Annotated in this window: 15 protein-coding genes; 9 read left to right on the top strand and 6 right to left on the bottom strand. The window is 62.8% G+C overall.

Annotated features, from left to right (window positions below; all coding sequences use genetic code 11):
• Positions 1-39: 39 nt before the first annotated feature.
• A complete protein-coding gene (locus CIT39_RS16310) occupies positions 40-687 on the top strand; it encodes an alpha/beta hydrolase (RefSeq protein WP_014495555.1) in 648 nt (215 codons plus the stop codon).
• Between the two features lie 125 nt (positions 688-812).
• Here CIT39_RS16310 and CIT39_RS16305 read toward each other — a convergent pair whose 3' ends face one another.
• Together CIT39_RS16305 and CIT39_RS16300 are read right to left on the bottom strand one after the other, a co-directional pair.
• Positions 813-1,490 (bottom strand): glutathione S-transferase family protein, encoded by a 678-nt coding sequence (locus tag CIT39_RS16305; RefSeq protein ID WP_094974729.1) that lies wholly within the window; start codon positions 1,488-1,490, stop codon positions 813-815.
• A gap of 867 nt (positions 1,491-2,357) precedes the next feature.
• On the bottom strand, positions 2,358-3,461 hold the full coding sequence (locus CIT39_RS16300; protein ID WP_094974730.1) for an anhydro-N-acetylmuramic acid kinase: 1,104 nt from the start codon (positions 3,459-3,461) through the stop codon (positions 2,358-2,360).
• A gap of 165 nt (positions 3,462-3,626) precedes the next feature.
• Between CIT39_RS16300 and tyrS the strand changes: the two genes are divergently transcribed.
• The 4 genes from tyrS to CIT39_RS16280 all read left to right on the top strand — a co-directional run bounded on the left by tyrS (position 3,627) and on the right by CIT39_RS16280 (position 8,941).
• Positions 3,627-4,889 carry a tyrosine--tRNA ligase gene (tyrS, locus tag CIT39_RS16295; RefSeq protein WP_094974338.1) on the top strand — a complete coding sequence of 421 codons (1,263 nt, stop codon included), beginning with the start codon at positions 3,627-3,629 and terminating at the stop codon, positions 4,887-4,889.
• 57 nt (positions 4,890-4,946) lie between these two features.
• A complete protein-coding gene (locus CIT39_RS16290) occupies positions 4,947-6,239 on the top strand; it encodes an MFS transporter (protein WP_094974339.1) in 1,293 nt (430 codons plus the stop codon).
• A 219-nt stretch (positions 6,240-6,458) separates the two neighbouring features.
• A complete protein-coding gene (locus tag CIT39_RS16285; protein WP_094974340.1) occupies positions 6,459-6,863 on the top strand; it encodes a DoxX family protein in 405 nt (134 codons plus the stop codon).
• Between the two features lie 383 nt (positions 6,864-7,246).
• The gene (locus CIT39_RS16280; protein WP_094974341.1) at positions 7,247-8,941 is read left to right on the top strand and encodes a methyl-accepting chemotaxis protein; all 1,695 of its coding nucleotides are present in this window, start codon (positions 7,247-7,249) and stop codon (positions 8,939-8,941) included.
• 124 nt (positions 8,942-9,065) lie between these two features.
• Here the strand turns inward: CIT39_RS16280 and CIT39_RS16275 are convergent, their stop codons facing one another.
• The gene (locus tag CIT39_RS16275) at positions 9,066-12,878 is read right to left on the bottom strand and encodes a DUF3971 domain-containing protein (protein ID WP_162848696.1); all 3,813 of its coding nucleotides are present in this window, start codon (positions 12,876-12,878) and stop codon (positions 9,066-9,068) included.
• Positions 12,879-13,082: 204 nt separating this feature from the next.
• Between CIT39_RS16275 and CIT39_RS16270 the strand changes: the two genes are divergently transcribed.
• On the top strand, positions 13,083-13,772 hold the full coding sequence (locus CIT39_RS16270) for a peroxiredoxin (protein ID WP_094974343.1): 690 nt from the start codon (positions 13,083-13,085) through the stop codon (positions 13,770-13,772).
• Positions 13,773-13,882: 110 nt separating this feature from the next.
• Positions 13,883-15,235 (top strand): M23 family metallopeptidase, encoded by a 1,353-nt coding sequence (locus CIT39_RS16265; RefSeq protein ID WP_181955156.1) that lies wholly within the window; start codon positions 13,883-13,885, stop codon positions 15,233-15,235.
• Positions 15,236-15,263: 28 nt separating this feature from the next.
• On the opposite strand, the gene CIT39_RS16260 is transcribed toward CIT39_RS16265, so the two are convergent.
• The gene (locus tag CIT39_RS16260) at positions 15,264-16,496 is read right to left on the bottom strand and encodes an ABC transporter substrate-binding protein (RefSeq protein WP_094974345.1); all 1,233 of its coding nucleotides are present in this window, start codon (positions 16,494-16,496) and stop codon (positions 15,264-15,266) included.
• A gap of 107 nt (positions 16,497-16,603) precedes the next feature.
• On the bottom strand, positions 16,604-17,515 hold the full coding sequence (locus tag CIT39_RS16255) for a DMT family transporter (RefSeq protein ID WP_094974346.1): 912 nt from the start codon (positions 17,513-17,515) through the stop codon (positions 16,604-16,606).
• 370 nt (positions 17,516-17,885) lie between these two features.
• Between CIT39_RS16255 and CIT39_RS16250 the strand changes: the two genes are divergently transcribed.
• On the top strand, positions 17,886-19,454 hold the full coding sequence (locus tag CIT39_RS16250; RefSeq protein WP_094974347.1) for an amidohydrolase: 1,569 nt from the start codon (positions 17,886-17,888) through the stop codon (positions 19,452-19,454).
• Between the two features lie 206 nt (positions 19,455-19,660).
• Positions 19,661-20,686, top strand: a complete 1,026-nt coding sequence (locus CIT39_RS16245) for a methyltransferase (protein ID WP_094974348.1) — start codon at positions 19,661-19,663, stop codon at positions 20,684-20,686.
• A 139-nt stretch (positions 20,687-20,825) separates the two neighbouring features.
• Here the strand turns inward: CIT39_RS16245 and CIT39_RS16240 are convergent, their stop codons facing one another.
• Positions 20,826-21,491, bottom strand: coding sequence for a helix-turn-helix domain-containing protein (locus CIT39_RS16240; protein ID WP_094974349.1), 666 nt, complete (start codon positions 21,489-21,491; stop codon positions 20,826-20,828).
• Between the last annotated feature and the right edge of the window lie 324 nt (positions 21,492-21,815).

Below are 21,815 nucleotides of genomic sequence, written 5' to 3'. Positions count from 1 at the left end.
GAGGATCGTCGCTCCAGCAAATCAATCAAGAGATCATCGATGCCTGAAGTTATTTTCACTGGCCCTGCCGGCCGTCTCGAAGGCCGCTATCACCCGGCCAAGCAGAAGAACGCGCCGATCGCGATGATCCTGCATCCGCATCCGCAGTTTCACGGCACGATGAACCATCAGATCGTGTACCAGTGCTACTATGCGTTCGCGCATCGCGGCTTCTCGGTGCTGCGCTTCAATTTCCGCGGCGTCGGCCGCAGCCAAGGCTCGTTCGACCACGGTACCGGCGAATTGTCGGATGCGGCCGCAGCGCTCGACTGGGCGCAGACCATCAATCCCGAGGCGCGCGCCTGCTGGGTCGCGGGCTTCTCCTTCGGCGCCTGGATCGGCATGCAGCTGTTGATGCGCCGCCCCGAGGTCGAGGGCTTCATCTCGATCGCGCCGCCGGCCAATCTCTACGACTTCTCGTTCCTTGCGCCCTGCCCGTCCTCGGGCCTGATCGTGCATGGCGAGAAGGACGCGGTGGTGCCGCCCAAGGACGTCAACACGCTGGTCGAGAAGCTGAAGACGCAGAAGGGCATCGTGATCGACCAGCAGGTCATCCCCGGCGCCAACCATTTCTTCGATGCCAAGCTCGAGCCGCTGATGGAAACCATTACGGCGTATCTTGATATGCGTCTGGCGAACGTACGCTGACGCCTTGTAGCGCAGAGACCTTGTAGCCCGGATGGAGCGAAGCGAAATCCGGGTAGCTTCATTCGCGGATACAAGCCCCGGATTGCGCTTCGCTCCATCCGGGCTACGGGATCAACGCGCGCAGCTTAAGCCGCGAGCTTGAGCAGATGCGCGTCGTGCCGCACGAGGAAGGCGCGCAGCAATTGCGGATAGTCGGCGCCGACCGCCGTGCGCACGCTCGGGTGTTTTGCCAGTTCGGCTCTCCACGCCTGCACCTTGGGTAGATCCTTGAAGACGCCGAGCTCGGTCAGTTCGTCGAACACGTCGAAATAGCGGAAGATCGGTGCGAATACCGCATCGACCAGACTGAATTTATCGCCAGCGAAATACGGCCCCGCGCCGAGTGCCCCTTCGACACGCGCGAATTTCGCGGCGAGCGCCTGCCGCTTGCTCTCGAACGTCGCCGGATCGGTCGTGGTCTCCAGACCCCAGAGATCGCCGAGGATCACCGAGCCGAACTCCATCCAGGCGCGATGCTCGGCACGCTTCAGCGGGTCTGCCGGATGCAGCTGCGCGCGGCCTTGCGTCTCCTCGATGTATTCACAGATCACGTTGCTCTCGAACAACGCGACCTCGCCCTCGTCGGTCGTCACCACCAGCACCGGCACTTTGCCGAGCGGCGACAGTTTGAGAAACCAGTCGGGCTTATCGGCGAGATCGATGTCGATCCGCTCGAACGGCACGCCCTTTTCTTTCAGCGCGATCACGGCACGCTGCACATAGGGGCAAAGCTTGTGGCTGATCAGTTTGAGCGAAGTCGTCATGGCAATGATCCTGGCGGTTCGATGCAACTGCATTCAATATAGATGCATTTGCATTCACTCGTCAAGATCAATGCAATTGCATTAATTCAGGGCCAACCGATCACCCTACCCGTCATCGGCATCGGCACGCGTCGGGCAAAACACCCAAAACCCGTCAATCCCTTCCGGCCAAAATATATCGCTTTTCCGAATTTCGGATTTGTGGCATACATCCGTCATCCCGGCCCTGCCAGAGGGGCGCTTCGCGATCGTCACGAGATGCGGGCCGGGGTGCGGTGGACGCGGTAGCGCCGGCGCGATGTGCGTGAGGACAGGGCGGGCGACCGTGAGTCCCGGTGCAACGTGCATACGACACGGCGCGGTCACAGCGGTTTGGTCGATGGTCCGGGGCGGGCACACGCAAGCCCCGGATGTTGAGGCCAGACCGTCCGCGGACGGAGAAGTCGTGTGGTCCTGACGCCCGGGGTTCTGGCGTCAAGGTTTGCGGTGATGTGGCGACCAACCGGCACGCGCATCGATCAGCCGCAAGGCGACGGGGGCAATAGTGCAACGCTCCCCGAGGAGAGCACGAAGGACACCGTTAAAACCATCCGCGCAGGGAAGGCCGGGCGACCGGCACACCTGTGGTCCACCCCGTGTGCGCTCTTATCGCCCACGGACCTGCGGGTGCCGCCGGCGCCCGGCCTTCCCTGCGCCCTTTGGTCTTCAAAGAGCGCGAAACGACCTGCAAAGCTCGGGCGAAATCTGCCGCGAGAACGAGAAGGTGCGTCTTGCGAGAAAGCGCGCGGAATGAACCGCAATCGCCGACGCATGCGCCATGATTGCGCGCGCAGCGAAGCAACGACGATGGGCCGACCGGGGCCGCCCTCAGGGCCGCGCGATCACTCCACCTGTCATCGGCATCGGCACCCCCGTGGTCGCCGGATAGGACAATGGCAGGCCTTTCAGGCCGCGGGCGGCGAGGAAGCCGAAGGCCTGGGCCTCGATGGCGTCGGAGGCCCAGCCGAGCGTCTCGGCGGCCTCGACGGTGGCCGATCCCATCCGCTCCCTCAGCATCCGCAGCATGGTGAGGTTGCGCGCGCCGCCGCCGCAGACGATCCAGCTCCGTGGCCGCCGCGGCAACAACGGGATGATGCGGGCGATCGCCGCCGCGGTGAAGGCGGTCAGGGTCGCCGCGCCATCGGCCGGCGCGACCTCGCCGAGCTTGAGCGCAGCAAAGTCGTTGCGATCGAGCGATTTCGGCGGAGGCAACGCAAAGAACGGCAGCTCCAGCGCGCGGGCAATCCAGGCCTCGTCCACCTTTCCGAGAGCTGCAAACTTTCCCTCCGTATCGAACGACTGGTTCATCGTGCGGTACATGAAATCGTCCAGCAGCGCGTTGCCGGGCCCGGTGTCGCAGGCGATCAGCGTGTCGTTGCCGTCGATATAGGTGATGTTGGAGACACCGCCGATATTGACGACGACGATCGGGCCCTCGCGATCCAGCGAGTTGGCGAGCGCACGGTGGTAGACCGGTACGAAGGGCGCCCCCTGCCCGCCCGCCTCGACGTCGGCGGCACGGAAATCATGCATCACGGGGATATGGATCGCTTTCGCCAGCGCCGGCCCGTCGCCGATCTGCACCGTCAGCCGCCGCTCGGGGCGATGCAGCACGGTCTGGCCGTGGAAGCCGACGATGTCGATGTCCTCCGGCTTCATGCGGTTCTGGGCGAAGAAGGCGGCAACCGCCTCGGCATGGGCCTGTGTCACCGCGCGCTCGGCCTCGGCCAGGATGCCTGGCCGGGCGGCACGTTGCGACAGGTGCACGGCTTCGCTCAGCGCCTGGCGCAGCAGATTGCGCTCCGCCGGGCTATAGGCCCGGTAGCCGGACGGCCCGAACGCCTTCACCTGCTTTCCATCGGTTTCGATCAGCGCGACATCCACCCCGTCCAGCGAGGTGCCGCTCATCAAACCGAGTGCCGTCAACATCATGGGATCAGCGCCCTCAAAATACCCCTCCAGCATGCCGATCTTGTGCCAGAGGGACACATCTTATAATGCCACAGCGCCAAGTGGCGGGCAGCAATCGGGTTCCGACCGAAGACCCTTAAATTGCTCCCAAAACAGTAAACCAAGAATTGTCAGGCATGCCGACAGATGACTGCATTTAAATCGGATTTCCTCAATATCCTGCAGGAACGTGGTTTCGTCCACCAATGCTCCGATTTCGAGGGGCTGGACGCGCTGGCCGCCAAGGGCGAAGCGACCGCCTATGTCGGCTACGATTGCACCGCCCGCTCGCTGCATATCGGCAATTACCTGACCATGATGATGCTGCACTGGCTCCAGGAGTCCGGCAACAAGCCGATCACGCTGATGGGCGGCGGGACCACCATGGTGGGCGATCCCTCCGGCAAGGACGAGACGCGCGCGATGCGCACCGTCGCCGAGATCGAGGCCAACAAGGAATCGATCCGCGGCGTGTTCGCAAAGGTGCTCCGCTACGGCGAGGGCAAGAGCGACGCGATCATGCTCGACAATGCGGAGTGGCTGACCAGGCTGAACTGGATCGAGATGCTGCGCGACGTCGGCCGGCACTTCTCGGTCAACCGCATGCTGACCATGGACTCCGTGCGGCTGCGCCTCGAGCGCGAGCAGGAGATGAGCTTCATCGAGTTCAACTACATGGTCTGCCAGGCCTACGACTTCGTCGAGCTCGCCAAGCGCACCGGCTGCAAATTGCAGATGGGCGGCTCGGACCAGTGGGGCAACATCATCATGGGCGTCGATCTCGGCCGCCGCATGGGCACCCACCAGCTGTTCGCGCTGACGACGCCGCTGCTGACGACGGCATCGGGCGCCAAGATGGGCAAGACGGCGCAAGGCGCGGTCTGGCTCAACGCCGACGCGTTCTCGCCCTATGATTTCTGGCAGTACTGGCGCAACACCGAGGATGCCGACGTCGGCAAGTTCCTGAAGCTGTTCACGACGCTGCCGATGGCCGAGATCAGGAAGCTCGAGGCGCTCGGCGGATCCGAGATCAACGAGGCCAAGAAGGTGCTCGCCACCGAAGCGACCGCGCTGCTGCACGGCCGCGACGCCGCGAACGAGGCGGCGGAGACCGCGCGCCGCACCTTCGAGGAAGGCTCGACGGCTGACACGTTACCTACGGTCTTGATACCAGAACACGAGCAAAAGTATCTGTTTGGCGAGGGGTTATCCGTTATCGTTGCTGTTCAGCTCACCAAGCTTGTTCGATCGAACGGCGAAGCTCGCCGTTTAATCGATTCCCGTGGCGTGAAAATCAACGACGAAACGGTCGAAAGCATCATGAAGATGCTCACCCCGGCTGATCTAAAGGATGGGGCTATCAAAGTCTCCCTCGGCAAGAAGAAGCACGTCCTCCTCAAGCCTGCATAGGCGTATGAGCTTTTCGCTGCTTGTCAGGGCGCACGGATGCGCGCTCCCTGACGGGCAATGGATCAGAACACGCCCAGAGAAACGGCCAAGGAAACGACCAAGGAAGCGCCCGCGGTAGCGATCATGGAACCAGAGCGCTCGCAGCAAGCTGCGGTGCGCACCGCGCTCGTCGTGCTCGCGCTGTGCTTCACGCTGGCGGTCCTGGGCCGCGGCCTGAGCGAGAGCTTCACCGTCTTCCTCAAACCGATCTCCGAAAACTTCGGCTGGGACCGCGCGCAGGTCGTTTCGATCTATTCACTGACCTGGCTGATCAGCGGGTTGACCGCGCCGCTGGTGGGACGATTGTTCGACCATTCCGGACCGCGCATCGTTTACGCGCTCGGTCTGTTCCTGCTCGGTGCGGCCTTCCTGATCGCAAGCCAGGCGCAGGCGCTGTGGCAATTCCAGCTTTCAATCGGACTCTGCGTCGGCATCGGCGTCGCCTTCATCGGCAATGTGCCGAACTCGATGCTGCTCGGCCGCTGGTTCGGTCCAAAGCTGCCGACCGCAATGGCGGTGGTGTATTCGGCGATGGGCGGCGGCGTGCTGGCGCTGCTGCCGGCCTCGCAGCTCCTGATCGACCATCTCGGCTGGCGTGAGACCTACCAGCTGTTCGGCTTCGCCGCGCTCGGCTTGCTGGTGCCGCTGCTGCTGCTGCCCTGGCGGATGTTTTCGGCCGGCTCGCCGCATGTGACCAAGAGAAGCGATCCCGACTTCATCGACCACGGCTGGACGCTTCCGAGCGCCATGCGTCACCACGCGTTCTGGGCGCTGTTCTCGACCTTCTTCTTCACCGCCGTCGGCATGTATGCGATCGCCGCCCAGATCGTGGCCTATCTGATCGATGCCGGTTTTCCGCCGCTCCAGGCCGCGACAGCCTGGGGCTTTTCCGGCGTCGTGCTGGTGTTCGGAATGCTCGGCGTGTCCGCGCTCGACGGCCTGATCGGGCGCCGGCCGTCGGTGCTGCTGAGCTACGCGATCTCGATTCTCGGCATCGTCCTGCTCTGGCTGCTTCAGTACTATCCGAACGTCATCCTGCTCACCGGCTTCGTCGTCTGCTTCGGCAGCATGATGGGCTCTCGCGGCCCGCTGATCACGGCAACCGCGATGAAGATCTTTCGCGGCAAGCGCGTCGGCACGATTTTCGGCACCATCTCGATCGGCAGCGGCCTCGGCTCCGCCTTCGGCTCATGGAGCGGCGGCCTCATCCACGATTTCACCCACGGCTACAACCTGCTGCTCGTGTTCGCGCTAGCGAGCGTGATCCTCGGAATGATTCCATTCCTAATCGTGCCCGCCTTGCGGGAATAGGTCTCCCCAACGTAACCTGCATCCCTCGGTGTCACCGGGATAATACGGATGATGGACGGACGTCGTAAGCAAAAAAATCCGGCGCGAGCGGCGTGAACGGACGAGCTGCGGTGTTTTGTCCGATATGACAAAAATGTCAGCGCAAATTGACGCGGGGTCGCTTGCGGGGTTGAACTGAATACGATCCTAGTCGGGCATTGGATGGAGGGCACAAACCAAATGAACTTTCCTTATCTCACTCGCTTTCAACCGGTTCTCTTGAGCCTGTTTCGCTTCATCACCGGATTGCTGCTGTTCCAGTACGGCGTCGCAAAGATCTTCAAATTCCCGGTGCTCCCCTACTTCGCCAACATCCCGCCGCTGATCTGGACGGCAGGCGCGATCGAGCTCGTGCTCGGCGCGCTTCTGATGATCGGCCTGTTCACCCGCCTCGCCGCTTTCATTCTCGCGGGCGAAATGGCCTTCGCTTACTTCATGGGCCACATGCTCAAGGGCGAAACGCCGGTATTCCTGCCGCTGCTCAATGGCGGCACCGCTGCGATCCTGTTCTGCTTCGCCTGCCTCTATCTGTCGGCCGCCGGTGGCGGCTCGGTCAGCGCCGATGCGGCGATGGGCAAGGACTAGCGGCACGTTCGCGCGGCGCCGAGGCGCTCGCGAATTAACCTGAAAGCAAGACGGCACCGGCGGATCTGCCGGTGCCGACTCAGCGCGCCCCCAGCACGTTCCAGATCAGAACGAGGGCCGCCACGAGCAGCACGGCCATGACAAGGCGGTGAACGAATCGGTTCATTGCCGCTCCGATAGAGCTCGATCAGCAACAAAGTCCGGTGCGAGATCCTCCCGCAAGAATGCAGGCGCGCGGCGATGCATGGCCTTCTGCCTGCACGCTTGCGCATGAGGCTGCGGGGCGTCCTTCGCGCGGCCGGCGCCCACAGGCCTACGTTCATGATTGGTAAGAACTTCATGCTACCCATGCGAGCAACAACAACCATTCCGTAGGGGCTGTGATGAAGCTGTTGAGCCATCTGACGATCCGCACCAAGCTTGCCAGCATGGTCTGCCTTGCGGCTCTCACGGTCACGGCCATCATCGGCGTATCGTCCGTCCTCAGCAAGAGCCGCATGATGGAGGACCGGGTCCAGCAGATGCGGACTGCGGTGGAGCTGCTCTACAACTATGCACAATCGCTTCAGGAAGAGGTGACCGCCGGCAAGCTGACGCTGGCCGACGCCAAGGCCCAATTCCACCAGCGTGGCCGCCGCATGAACTTCAACGGCAACCAGGGCTACCCCGTCGTCTACAACCCCGACACCTCCATCCTGGTGAACGGCGCCAACCAGCAGCTGGAAGGCAAGATCACCGGGGCCAAGGATTCCAACGGTGTCCTGATCGCCGACGCCATCATCAAGGCCGGCAGCGAGACCGCGCAGGGCGGCGTGACCTCCTATCTCTATCCCCGCCCCGGCCAGACCGAACCCGTGCGCAAGACCGTGTTCGCGCGCAAATTCGCGCCCTGGAACGCGACCATCAGCTACGGCCTCTATGTCGACGACATCGACGCCGACGTGCGCGCACTGACGCTGGAGCTCGCCGCGATCGGCGTCGGCCTGATGCTGCTGATGGCGACGCTGTCCTGGCTGATCGCCCGCGACGTGCTCAGCGCACTCGATCGCCAGAAGAACCGCATGCAGGAGATCTCCGCAGGGGCCATCGACAAGCCGGTCGAGGAGACCGATCGCGGCGACGAGATCGGCCGCATGGCCGAGACGCTCGAAGTGCTCCGGCAGACCGCGCTGACGGCGCGTAATCTGGAAGCCGAGCAGGTCGCCACCAAGACCCGCACCGAGCAGGAGAAGCGCGATGCGCTGATCTCGCTTGCCGACCGCTTTGACGCCTCCGTCGGCCAGCTCGTCGGCCTGATGGCCTCCGGCTCCGGCGAGTTGGAAACCACCGCCAAGTCGATGTCGTCGACCGCCGAAGGCACCAACCGCCGCGCCGCCGTGGTCGGTACCGCCGCGACCGAAGCCAGCCAGCGCGTCCAGACGGTCGCAGCCGCCGCCGAAGAACTCTCCTCCTCCATCACCGAGATCAGCCGCCAGGTGGCACAATCCGCCGAAGTCACGGGCCGCGCCGTGGACAGCGCCCGCCGCACCGACACCATCGTGCGCGCGCTCTCGGACGGCGCCCAGCAGATCGAGCACGTCGCCGAACTGATCTCCAGCATCGCCGCTCAGACCAACCTGCTCGCGCTCAACGCCACCATCGAGGCCGCGCGGGCCGGTGAAGCCGGCCGCGGCTTTGCCGTCGTCGCCTCCGAGGTGAAGTCGCTGGCGAGCCAGACCGCCGAAGCCACCCGCGAGATCGGCGACAAGATCGCGCAGATCCAGGGCGCGACCAAGGAGGCCGTGGACGCCATCGGCGGTATCACCGCCACCATCGAGGAGGTCAGCCGCATCGCCACCTCGATCGGGGCCGCCATCGAGGAGCAAGGCGCCGCCACCGCCGAGATCGCCCGCAGCGTCTCGCAGACTGCGGAAGCCACCCAGGAAGTCACCACCAATATCGGCGGCGTCTCGACCGCCGCGAACGAGACCGGCAATGCCGCCGGCATGGTGCTCGCCGCAGCCAGCAACCTCTCCAAGCAGGCCGAACAGCTCTCCGGCGAAGTCGGGACGTTCCTCGCCGGCGTGCGCGCGGCGTAAGGGGCAAACGCCCAACTCCCCAACATTCGTCGTGGCCGGGCTTGTCCCGGCCATCCACGTTCTCCGTACCCATAGCAAGAAATTACGTGGATGGCCGGGACAAGCCCGGGCATGACGATTTCGGCTACCGCCGCGTCAGGGTGCAGCCGCTCGAGAGCTGGCGCGTCGAGCCGGTCGAGCCGTCGTTCGACTGCGAGGGGAATTCCTCGAACGGTGAGTTCTGCTTGCCGGTGTTGAACTCGAAGATCTTGCGGAACAGGCCCGGGGCCATCGCCGAGATTGGATTGACGCGCATCACAGGCGCCGACGGCGTTCCGACGACCTCATAGGTCACGCCGATCAAGCCTTCATTGTTGCCGCCGCCGAGGAAGATGCCGAACAGCGGGATCTGGCCGAAGATGTTGTTGACGCCGTACATCGGCACGAAGGTGCCGCTCATGCACACCTGGTTGCCGGGATAGTCGATCGAGCCCTCGATGGTGGCACCGATCATCGGACCCTTGACCACGCCGTCGCGGACCGTGAGCGCGCCGTTCTGCCGCGTGAACTCGGCGCGCAACGCGCTGAAGGAGACCCCGCTGCCGGTGCCGTTGGGCGCGCCGGCGGCAACGCGTTCGAGCTGTGCCTCGCCCTTCACCATGAAGTCGCGAACATTGATGAGACCCTCGCGCGAGGTGTTCGGCTCAGACGTCGGCGGCTCCATCGCCACCACCATCTGGCCGCCGACCGCCTTGGTGTAGGTGTCGGTGAACCGCAGCAGCGCGCCGGCATCGTTGGTCTGGAGGTAGATCACCTCGCGGCTGCCCTGCGCACGTCCGCCGCGCAGATCGGCGGCCACCGGCGTGTCCTTGCCGATCTTGCCGCTCAGCGTGAACGCCTTGATCGCACCATTGCGTTTCGACATCTTGGCATCGACGCTGCGCATCGCCTCGCCATTGAAGCCGGCGACGGCGCCGAGTTTCACGTCGATGTCGAAATCGACGTTTTTCAACTTGTTGTTCTTCTCGTCCTTGGAATTGCCCGAGATCGCCGATTTCAGGAAGCCGCGGCCGTCGAACACATCGCCGCGCATGGTGCCCTTGACCACGCCATCCTGGCTGCGCTCCACCTTCAGCGAGGCCTTGTCGCCATCGGAAGGCGAATAGGTCGGGAAGTTCGCATTCATGAGATCGCCGTTCGCGTCGACTTCGAGCGAACCCTTGATCGAGGCGCCACCGCCTTCGATGACGATGTCTTCCAGACGCGTCGATTGCGCGGTCGGCACGACCTTGAAGCTGGCCTTGCCGGACTTGCCCGGCAGCTTGACCCAGCCCGGAAGGATATTGTCGAGCTTGACCGAGGTCAGGTCGGCCTCGACGCCGAGCTTGGTCGTCTGCTCGGGACCGCCGGCGATCTTGCCCGAAAGCTTGATCGGCAACGATCCGCTGACGGCGGGGCCGAGATCGAATCCCAGGCGCGCCCGGCTCGCATCGTCCAGCGTCGCTTGCAACCTGACATCCGCGTCGCCCTCGGCGGGCTTGCGATAGTCGATTGAGGCCGCCTGCCCGTTGATCTTGACGTCGCCCTTGACCTGATAGCCCTGGTTGTTCGCAACGATCTTGAGAGTGTTGGCCTCCAGCTTCTGGTTCATCACCAGCTTGTCGGCGGCAAAACCGTTGAGATCGGCGGTGACGGCGTAAGTCGTGTCCGCCTTGGTCAGCTCGCCCTTGACCGGGAGGCCGAGCTGGATGTTCGCCGTGAACGTCCCCTTGCTGGTGTTGGGATCGATGACGGTCGACGAAAGATCACTCAGGCGATCATTCGAGAGCATCTCGGCCGCCGCAGGCACGGGTCCGTCGACGCGGAACCTGGTCCGCGACGGCGACGGCTTGGGCGCCATGTCAGGCACCTCGAAAACGAAATCGGAAATCGTGACCTTGCGGCCGGCGGGCGTATCGGCAATGCCCTGTCCGATGGTCACGGTCGCGGTGCGGCCGGTCACGCGCGCCTTCAGATCGGCATCGTGCACGACAGGCATGCCGTCCACGGGACGGACCGCGACGCCGCTCGCCACGATGTTGACCGAGAGGCCGTCGTCGGGAATCGGCGGCCCCTTGCGGGGAAGGTTTTTCGTCGGCGAATTGACGCCGATCTCGATGCGCTGGAGCGTACCGCGCTCGATCCGCTCGATCACCCATTCGCGCAACTCGGGAACGACCAGCGTCGGCCACATCCGCTTCAGCGCGGAGGCCGACATCGGCGTTCCCGCAAAGCCCAGCGTCAGCCGCGGCTCGCCGGAATAGTCGATGGCACCGGTGCCGGCGACGCCGATCTCGCCATTGCTGATGTCGGCCTGCGTCAGCAGGAGACGCTTGTGATCGGTGTCGAAGCGGAAGCCGACGGCGATGCGGTTGAAGACGAGCGGCGGCTCGTTGTCGATGCCGCCGAGCAGGATCGAACCGCCGCTGAAGCCGAGCTGCCAGTCATTGACGGTGCCGTTGGGCGGCTCGAGATGAGCCAGAAGCGTCAGACGGTTTGCGCCCGACAGGATCTTGAACGGGGCGACCAGCACCCGCCGATTGGCGTCCCACTCGACGTTGATCTCGGCCTGGTCGATCGCCATCGGATAGTCCGGCGTATCGGTGTCGATGATATTGCCGGCGCCGACCGCAATCTTGCCGCGGAAGAAGGTCGGCACGCCGTCACGGCCGAGCTCGCCCTTGAGCTCGCCCGTCAGCGGCAGGTCGGCCGTGTAGGTGAGATCCTTGACCCGCAGCGCCAGGAGGATGTTGGAGGTCGAGAGCTTGTCGGCCTTGATGTCGACCGAGCGCACGCCGTTCTCGGCCGGCCCGATCGTGGCGCGCAGCATCCACGGGCGCGCGCCCTCTTCGCCCAGGCTGAGCGTGACGCCGCCGCGGCTCGGCCGGCGCAGGCTGAGCGTGATGTTCTCAAACGACCATTTGCTGCCGCGCTGCTGATCGTCGACGATCAGATTGCCGTTCTTCAGGCCGATCTCGTTGAGGTTCTGGCCGTCGAGGCCGGTCATGCTCAGACTGTCGAGCCAGTCGAGGCCCTGAAGGATGCCGCTCTGCGCCGTCGCCTGAGGCGGGCCTTGAGAGGCGGCTTGGGATGGATCCTGGCTCGCAGGCGCTGTGGCGAATGGCGGCGGCGGGACGCCATTGCGCGGGAATGTCGGCGGCAGGCCCGCATCCTTCTTCGAGGCGACGCCGGTTGCCAGCGGCTTTGCGGTATCGCCGGCGGACACGGTGACGGTGCCGTCGGGCGCGATGCGGATGGCGAGCTCGGCATCGACCAGATTGAGACTTTCGGCGCGCAGGTGCCCCATCAAGAGGCCTGCACCCGACAGCTTCACTTCGGCCTTCGGCGCGCTGGCAACGACGGCGTGATCGCGATCGCGGACGATGATGTCCCGGATGCGGACGGCGATGCGGACCCGGCCGGCGCGCTCGATCTGGGTGCCTCCGATCTCGACCGTGTTGCCGTGACCGATATTGTCCTCGATCGCGGACGCCAGCCACGGCGTTGCGATATCGAGATTGATGGGGCCGGCACCGAGCCGCCACCACAGCGCCCCGAAGCAGCCGACGAAGACGACGGCGAGGGTCCCGACGACGAGCGCGACCCGCTTCAGCCAACGATCGGCGGCCAGCCAGCGCCGCACCCTGCGAAACCCGTCGCCGAAGCGATGAAAGCCCGAATTGGAACGCGACAACAGCCGGCGCGCGCGATGGCCCGCGGCCGCCTCCTGATCCGGATCCCAATCGGCGTCGTCCCATTCCTGCGGCTGTTGCTGAACGCCGCGCCGATCGAAGTCCGGATTGTAATCTTGGGGCGACTTGTTCCTTGCCATTGCCTCTCGATACAGGCGCCCGTCATAGGATTGAGCGCCGCCGGGACCGCAGCCGTCCACTGGAAGCGAAGCTCCCTGCGCCGGCATTGCCGCCATACCTGGAATATTCCTGCTGTTCGTCATTTCGCCCCGGGAGCGCGTTCAACGAGCAGTGGGGTGGTGCGTGGAATTCCTTGTAACCATACTCCAGCGCCGCGAGACTTGCCCAGCCGAGGGCGCGATTCCGGCACGCCGGACGAGAGCTGCAATACCGTTTCGATTGACCCGCCGAAAGCGTCGAAAGGAAGGCGTATGTCCAAGAAATCCCGAACGAAATCGTCCAAAACGCCCTCCGGCAGTCCGACGGCTAAAAAGAAGGCCCTCAAGACGCAGGCCTCGACTCCGGCCAAGTCCGCGAAAACACCGCGGACACCGGCGAGCAAATCAACCGGGACCTTAGCAAAACCAGGATCACATGGGGCCGCATCGAAACAGTTAAATTCCTCCAAATCGGCATCCCCGCCCGCGAAGGCGAAATCCGGCCTGACCGAGGGCCAGAAGGCCCCCGCTTTCCGCCTGCCCCGCGACGGCGGCGACGTCGTCACATTGGCGGACTATGCCGGCCGAAAGCTCGTGCTGTTCTTCTACCCCCGCGCCGACACCCCGGGCTGCACCCGGGAAGCGATCGACTTCACCCGCCTGGCCGGCGCCTTCGCCGCTGCCGGCACCGCCGTGCTCGGCGTCTCCGCCGATCCGTTAAAGGCCCAGGAGAAATTCCGCGACAAGCACGGCCTCGGTATCCCCTTGATCTCGGATGAGACGCACCGGATGCTTGAAGCCTATGGCGCCTGGGGCGAAAAGTCGATGTATGGCAAGAGCTTCCTTGGAATTCTTCGCACCACGATACTGGTCGGAGCCGATGGCAAACTGGCCAGGATCTGGCGCAACGTGCGGGTCGACGGCCATGCCCACGAGGTGCTGGAAGCGGCAAGAAGTCTTTAACCAGTTCATTGAATTCGCGCATTCCCATTTCCGGAAAATTAACCATGACCGGCCCAGATTGCTGCGGCAATTAGGCCGTACGGACTCATCCGACCGGCGCGGGAGTGCCGATGTCGAAAAGTTCTGCCCAATATTCGCAGTACGCCCAACATCATCCTCACGACCACGGACGGGCCTTCCAACGCCGTCCCGCCCTTGCGGCAGCTGCAGCGATTCCCCTTCCCGCGACCGACGACGCCTACACCATCGTCCATGCCGGCAAGCAGGTCCGCTTCGGGCCCGTGGTGTTCTGGATCGTGGTCGGTACGGTGGTGCTGCTCGGTCTCTGGTCGGCGGCAACCGCCACCTATTTCGCGTTCCGTGACGACGTCCTGACCCGGCTGATCGCCCGCCAGGCCGAGATGCAGTACGCCTATGAGGACCGCATCGCGGAGTTGCGCGCCAAGGTCGACCGGACCACCAGCCGCCAGCTGCTCGACCAGGAACAGTTCGACCAGAAACTCGACCAGATCATGAAGCGCCAGACGGCGCTGGAGTCCCGGGCCACGGCGCTCGGAGCCATGCCTGATGTAACCGGCTCGATTCCGCGCGCGACGCCTCAGCGCGGCGATTCGAGCCAGGTGACGCCAAAACCCTCGCCGATCAGCGACACCGTGATCTTCGTGGCACCGCCGGACCGTGAGGCGCGCCTCGAGTCGCGCGCTCCGACTGTTGCCACTCCCCCAACCAACCAGTTCGCCAAGAACCAGGGTTTCGACAACGTCCTGGTCCGGCTCACGACCTCGCTCGACCAGGTGGAACGGCGCCAGATGGCGGCGCTCAGCGCCGTCGAGGAAAGCATGGATTCACGGATGCGCCGGATGCGCGGTGTCGTCAGCGATCTCGGCCTGAATCTCGCCAATCTCGAATCCGCCGTGCCGCGCACCGCGATGGGCGGTCCATTCGTACCGGTCAAACTGACGGCGAACGCCGGACCGTTCGAGAAGCAGCTCTCACGCATCAACACCACGCGCGCCGAGATGGACCGTCTCAATCGCACGCTGGCGCTGGTGCCTTATCGCAAGCCCGTGATCGGCGAGGTCGAATTCACCTCCGGCTTCGGCGTTCGCAGCGATCCCTTCCTCGGTCGGCCCGCGATGCATACCGGGCTCGATTTCCGCGCCGCCACCGGCGATCCGGTTCGCGTCACCGCCAACGGCAAGGTGGTGTCCGCCGGCTGGTCCGGCGGTTACGGCCGCATGGTCGAGGTCGACCATGGTAACGGGCTTTCGACCCGCTACGGCCATCTCTCCGAGATCAACGTCAAGGTCGGCGAGATCGTAAAGATCGGCCAGGTCGTCGGTCTGGTCGGGTCGACCGGTCGCTCGACCGGTCCGCATCTGCATTACGAGACCCGCATCGAGGGCGAAGCGGTCGATCCGCAGAAATTCCTGCGCGCCGGCGTGCGTCTCAGCGCGGGCTAAGCCCTGGCAGGAGCGTTTATAGCCCTGACTACTGACTGCGCTCGTGGCCGACCTCGCCGGTGATGACCTCGCCGAACAGCTCCCAGGCCTGCCCGTTGAAACGCATCAGCTGCATCTGCTCGATCGGGAAGTAGTCGTCGGCTGAGGTGTTGACCATAATGCCGGGCAGCATCAGGTCGGTGTGAAAATTCTTCAGGCTGGTGGCTTGCTTCATCGCGTTCTCGCGCGTGAGGTTGTCGCCGCACTGCTTCAGCACCTGCGCCATCGCCTCGGCCTGCACGTAGCCGTAGATGTTGTTGGCGTTGGCCTTGTCGCCGTCGGGGTAATATTTATCCATGAATTCGCGCCACTTCACCACGGCCGGATCCTTGTCCCAGGTCGGATCGGTCGGGTCCTTCAGATAGGCGGTCGAGATGATGTCCTTGGCATAGTCGAGCCCGGCGGGCTTCAGCACCGACGCAATGGATGTGGCCGTGTTGGCGAGGAAGAATTTCGGCTTCCAGCCGAGCTCGCCGACCTTCCGGATCGCCTGCGCCGATCCCTTCGGCGCGGCCCACGAGAAGAAGATATCGGCGCCTGAATCGTGCAAGGCGACGATCTGGGAATCGATCGAGGGATCGCTGACCTCGTAGGACTTGTCGGCGATGATCATGTTGGCCTTGTCGCCGAGCCCGTCCTTCAATCCCTTGAACTGGTCCTTGCCGGCGTCGTCGTTCTGCCAGAACACCGCGATCTTGCTGTTGGGGAAATGATCGCGGATGTATTTTGCGTAGATTCGTCCCTCGCTCTGATAGTTCGGCTGGAATCCCATGGTCCAGGGGAAATTCTTGGGGTCGCCGAACTTGGTGCCGCCGGAGGCGACGAAGAGCTGCGGCACCTTCTTGGCGTTCATGTATTTCATGATCGCGGAGTTCGAGGGCGTGCCGAGCGGCTGGAAGATCAAGAGGACCTCGTCGCTCTCGACCAGCTTGCGGGCCTGCTCGATCGCCTTCGGCGGCGAATAGGCATCGTCATAGCTGATGAAATTGACCTTGCGGCCGTTGATGCCGCCCTGATCGTTGATCATCCTGAAGAAGGCGGCCTCGGTCTTGCCGATCACGCCATAGGACGACGCCGGTCCGCTATAGGGCATGATGTTGCCGATCTTGATTTCGGTGTCGCTGGCGCCGGGGTCGTATTTCTTCTGCGCCGAGGCCGGTGTCGTGACGAGCACGCCGGCAAGAATGGCGAGGGCAGCAAGGTTTTCGCGACGACCCGGCATCGGTCTCTCCCCTGTTTTGTAGTCTTGTTTTGTGGGGAGTGTCGCAAGGCCGTTCGCGGCTGGCAAGCGCATCGATTTTCCGCGCGGTGAAACGGAGAAGCCGGAACTTACGTGACGCGCCGCAGCACGTTGAAAATGCGTCCATCGATCACGAGCAGCGCGCTGCCGATGACGATGGCACCAGCGATCTCCCGCATCGAGATCGGCTCACCTAGCACCAGCCCTCCCAGCAGGATGGCGGTGACGGGAATGAGCAGCGTCACCAGCATGACATTGGTCGCACCGGAGCGCCGTATGATCTGAAAGAAGACGATGTAAGCGAGCGCCGTCGAGAGGCCCGCGAGGCCAGGCACCGCGAGCCAGGTCGTCAGGCCCGGCATCGGGAGATGCCACGGCTGCTCCACCACGCCGGCGACGATCGCCATCATCACCGTCGACGCCATCAGTTGAAACGTCGCCGTAGCCAGCGGAGCTGAGTCCTTCAGCATTCGCCGCGCGGCCAGTGCGGCAAAGCCGTAGCTGAAGGCGCCGCCAAGGCAGAGCAGGATGCCGAGCCCCTGCCCCGGCCTCGTCTCGAGGCCCCATCCGCGCAGGACGATCACGCCGGCAAGGCCGAGCGCAGCGCCGGCCACGCGCCGCGCCTGCAAGGCCTCTTCGCCCGCCGCGGCCATCACGAGTACCGTGAATATCGGCGTGGTCGCATTCAGGATCGATGCCAGTCCGCTCGGGATGAAAGTCTGCCCGGCCACGATCAGCGAGAACGGGATGACATTGTTGAACAGCCCGATCACGATGAACGGCGTCCAATCTGACATGCTATCGGGAAAGCTGATCCCCTGCATGCGCAACAGCGGCAGGAGAATGGCCGCACCGAGCGCGACGCGCAGGAACACCAGCGTCAGCGGCGACAATTCCCGCAAGGCCGCGCCGTTGAAGAAGAACGAGCCGCCCCAGAGGATCGAGAGTACCGCGAGCAGCGACCAGTCTCGCGCGTGAATCCTGTCGTCGATTGGGGGCATGGGCTCTCACATCGGCGGTCGAGCCCGCTGGCCTAGGACCACGCGGCGAACAGTGCCACCCGATTTCCGATGAATGCCGGTTTACGAAACAGATGCCGGCAATGAATTGGGCGATCGAATTTGTCCCACGCGATGCTGGCCGGCCAGGGCGTGTACTCGTAAACCCGATCAGCCCGCGCGGAGGCGGCGCCTTGTCCGTTCAGCTTTCAATGGCGGACATGGCCAGGTCGCACCAGTTGGTCAGCTAAGGGCCAGAAGCGGTCGTCGGCGTGGCGCGACTGCTTCCTTGAGATGGATCAATCAGTCTTGACGTGAAGCAGGCAGGCTCAAGTCTGTGCCTCAGAGGCATACATGCCCTTAGGAGGCACAAATGGCCGCAAATACGAATAACAAAGCCGGCGTTGATCGCAGAACATTTCTCGCGACTGGTGCAGCCGGTATCGGAGCAAGCAGCATCAGTTCGGTCGGACCGGTCCTGGCGCAGGCGGCACCCGTAGCAACCGCATCCGCTGTCCCTCCTCCATCTTCAGCAGCCAATGCTGCGACAGCCGTGGAGAGCTCGCGCGACATAATTCTGCGCATTTCCCGCGAGGTCTGGACGAACGCCGAGGGTCTTTTTGTCGAGGAAAAGTCGGCGGCGATTCATGTCCGCGAGTTGAAGGCCGCCGGTTTCAAGGTGACCACCGGAACGTCAAATATCCCGACCGCCTTTCTCGCGGAATGGAGCCAGGGATCGGGCGGTCCCAAGATCGGCTTCCTGCCTGAGTATGACGCCCTCCCTGGCCTCGGCAACGCAGCCGAACCGCGCAAGACACCTGGGCCGACCGGCTTTGAAGTCGGACATGGCTGCGGACACAATATGCTGGGCGCCGGGTGCACGGGCGCCGCCATCGCGCTGAAGAAAATGATGGAACAGGACAAGACGCCTGGCACGATTCTGGTCTTTGGCTGTGCCGCCGAGGAAGGTGGCGCCGTAAAGGCCTATTTTGCGCGGGATGGACTCTTTGACGATGTCGATGCCGCCTTGTCATGGCATCCAGCGCCAGTTGCAGTCACAGGCGCCGTGTCCACGGCTGCAAATAATGGCATTCGCATCAAGTTTTTTGGCAGGACTGCGCATGCGGGCGTAGAACCGTGGCAGGGGCGCAGCGCACTGAAGGCGGCGGAATTATTCGGCATTGGCATACAGTTCATGCGCGAGCATGTGGAGCCGACCGTACGCATGCACTACGTCTACGAAAAAGCCGGCCTCTCCCCGAACATCGTGCCGGATTTTGCGCAAATGCTCCTGACCATCCGGGACAAGAATCGCCAGAACGTGGTGGAGCTCACTGAATGGGCGAAGGGCATTGCCGAAGGTGCGGCCCAGATGACCCAGACCAAAGCGGAATTCCAGGTGTTCACCGGCGTTCACCAGATCCTTCCGAATGATACACTGATCGCGCTGACACATCGGCACATGAAGGCGACGCCGATCGAATGGACAGAAGCAGAGCAGGCCTTTGCGAAGACCATTCAGAAAGAGATGACGTTGCCGGAAAAAGGATTAGCCACGGCTGTCGCCCCGATAATCGGGGAAAAGACGACGGGTGGCGGATCGGATTGCGGCGACGTCAGCTTCAACACGCCATTGTCGGTTTTCGGCTGGCCAACACTCCCGCTCGGTATTGCCTTGCACACCTGGGGTGTCACGGCGTGTGGCGGCATGTCTATCGGCGACAAGGCATCCATCGCGTCGGCAAAAATCATGGCAGGCATTGGACACGATCTGATGACCAATGCCGACTTGCGCAAGGCGGCGAAAGCCGATCTCGTGCGCCGCCGTGGTGACTACAAATATGTCTCGCCGATTCCGCCAGAGATCAAGCACCCGCCGGGCATTCCCGACCGGCTGACGAAGGATATTGGGGACGAAATTCTTAGCGAGGTTGGTTCCTAAGCATGGGCAACGGGGATGATGTCCGTCGCGTTTTTATGGCCGAGATGGGTCAAAATGCGAAGAACTCAACCTGAACAAATCTCGTTCGCCATGCCTCGACAAGCGGACCTCGTGGAGCGATGCCGCCACTTCGCGGAATGGCCATTGGCTGAAGTAGCCCGCTCCTGGATTGTCTTGTATATTGCTCGTCTTTGAGGGTAGTGGTTATGTCAGTTACCGGGCCGGACAAACCTCCGCCGCACATTCAATTAATTCAAATGGGTCGTGCCCACGTCGTCGCGAGAACCGTCTACGCGGCGGCCAAGTTGGGGGTGGCAGATCAACTCGCCTCCGGACCGAAGAGTGCTGCACAACTTGCCGGACTGTTGCACGTACATGCGCCTTCATTGCACAGGCTGATGCGTGCCCTGGCGAGCCTGGGCATTCTGACCGAGCGCACTGAACAACGCTTTGCCCTCACCGCATTGGGTGAGGCTCTGAAAACCGGCGCGCCCGGCTCGGCACGAGCATCCGTAATTTTTTCCGGCAACCCGTCGTCTCAAAGTGGTTGGGACCACGTTGTCTATTCCATTGAAACGGGACGACCCGGGTTTGAAAGGGCGCAAGGCGTCGCGTTTTTCGACTACCTTGCTCATCATCCCGAGGAAGCATCGCTATTCAGCGAGATGATGGTCGGCATCCATAATCAGGAGCCTGCTGCGGTTGCCACGGCTTATGATTTCTCAGTCTTCAGTACCATTGTGGACGTCGGCGGCGCGACCGGCAACATGCTGGCGGCTGTCCTATCTCAACATGCCGGGCCGCGCGGCATTTTGTTCGACCGGCCGCACGTTGTGACCGATGCACCAAATTTGCTCAAAGCCAGAGGCGTGAGCGACAGAGTGATGATTGAGCCTGGCGATTTCTTCAAGAGCGTCCCCGCGGGCGCTGACGCCTACGTCCTTTCGCACATCATCCACGACTGGAATGAGGATCAGTGTCTGACTATCCTCGGCAATGTCCGCAAGGCAATTAATTCGGTCGGGCGTCTGCTCCTCGTTGAAATGGTACTGCCCATCGGCGACATACCGCATCCAGGGAAGATGCTCGACATGACCATGCTCGTCAATATGGGAGGTCAGGAGCGAACCGAAGTCGAATACGCGTCACTCTTGGGCAAGGGAGGTTTCCGATTAACCCGGGTCGTGCCGACCAACTCGGGTGCGAGCATCGTGGAGGCCGTGATAGCTTAGGCGCGAGCGATATTGGCTGCAGGGGCCGCTTTGGGTCAAAGTGAGAAGTCCGGGCGCTCAACCGGCAGGTCGGCTTTACCCCCAACTCAGGACATGGTCTTGCGCCACGCAAACTGACGCTTTGGGCCAATACCTGAAATCAGGCGGAACGCAGTACAAGTCCTTCTAGGTCTAGCAGCTTGACCCGTCGTTGTGTCGCCCCATCGAAACGTAAGAGCTGCACGTCTCGCAATGTGGAAAATGCGCGTGAGACGGTTTCCAGAGTTAGCCCTAAATAATCCCCGATGTCGCGGCGGTTCATCGGCAGGATCAATATGTTCGGGTGGGACTGTCGCTCGTCCATTTCCAGTAGGAACGCGGCAACTTTCTCCAGCGCTGTTTTGCGACCCAGGAGGAGCATGTGATTTTCGGCATGTGCAAGGTTCTGCGTGACAAAGCCGAACAGGTTCATTGCGTCCTTCTCTCGATTCGTCATAGCCCCCACAACATTGCATCGCCGCGTGATACTCACGACAGTTTCAATGATTGCCTCAGCGGTAAAGCGATGCGTCGCTCCGTTTTCAAAGCCGAACATATCGCCCGGCAAATGGAATGAATTGATCTGACGGCGGCCATCGGGAAGCATTTTGCTTGTACGCACTGCGCCGGAAGAGATTTGATAAACGTACTCGGCATCTTCGTCCTCCCCAAAAATCTCTGTTCCGCGACGGTACTTGAACTCGCTGTGAAAGGCGCGATCGCCTGCTACTGCAGCAAGATGTCCGTCGATCGGACGGCGGTTTGCCCCATTGGTCCGCACCAGCATTGTCGCCTCCCTTGTTTATTCCGGGAAAAGTAGGCAATTCAGGCGTGGTCGAACTTGATCCTGCGCAAATCTTGCGGGCCTAGGTATTTCCCCGGAGGTGGTAGGCTTCGCATCGCCCGCCGCGCGCAAAAGAAAGAGCCGCCAGCTTTGGGGAAACTGACGGCTCAACGGTGCGCAATTAGGGACTTCGCAGTTGCACTTATGAGACTACGACCAAATCGCGCTTTGATCAGGATCAAAAGGCTGCAACACTTTGCGTCCGCTTTGGGTCACAAGCCGCCGAACACCTTCAAAGTCGGAGACTTCCGCTTTGCGTTGCTAAGC

This window comes from Bradyrhizobium symbiodeficiens (genome assembly GCF_002266465.3).
Lineage (GTDB): Bacteria > Pseudomonadota > Alphaproteobacteria > Rhizobiales > Xanthobacteraceae > Bradyrhizobium > Bradyrhizobium symbiodeficiens.
This window is presented reverse-complemented; position numbering and strand designations above follow the sequence as displayed.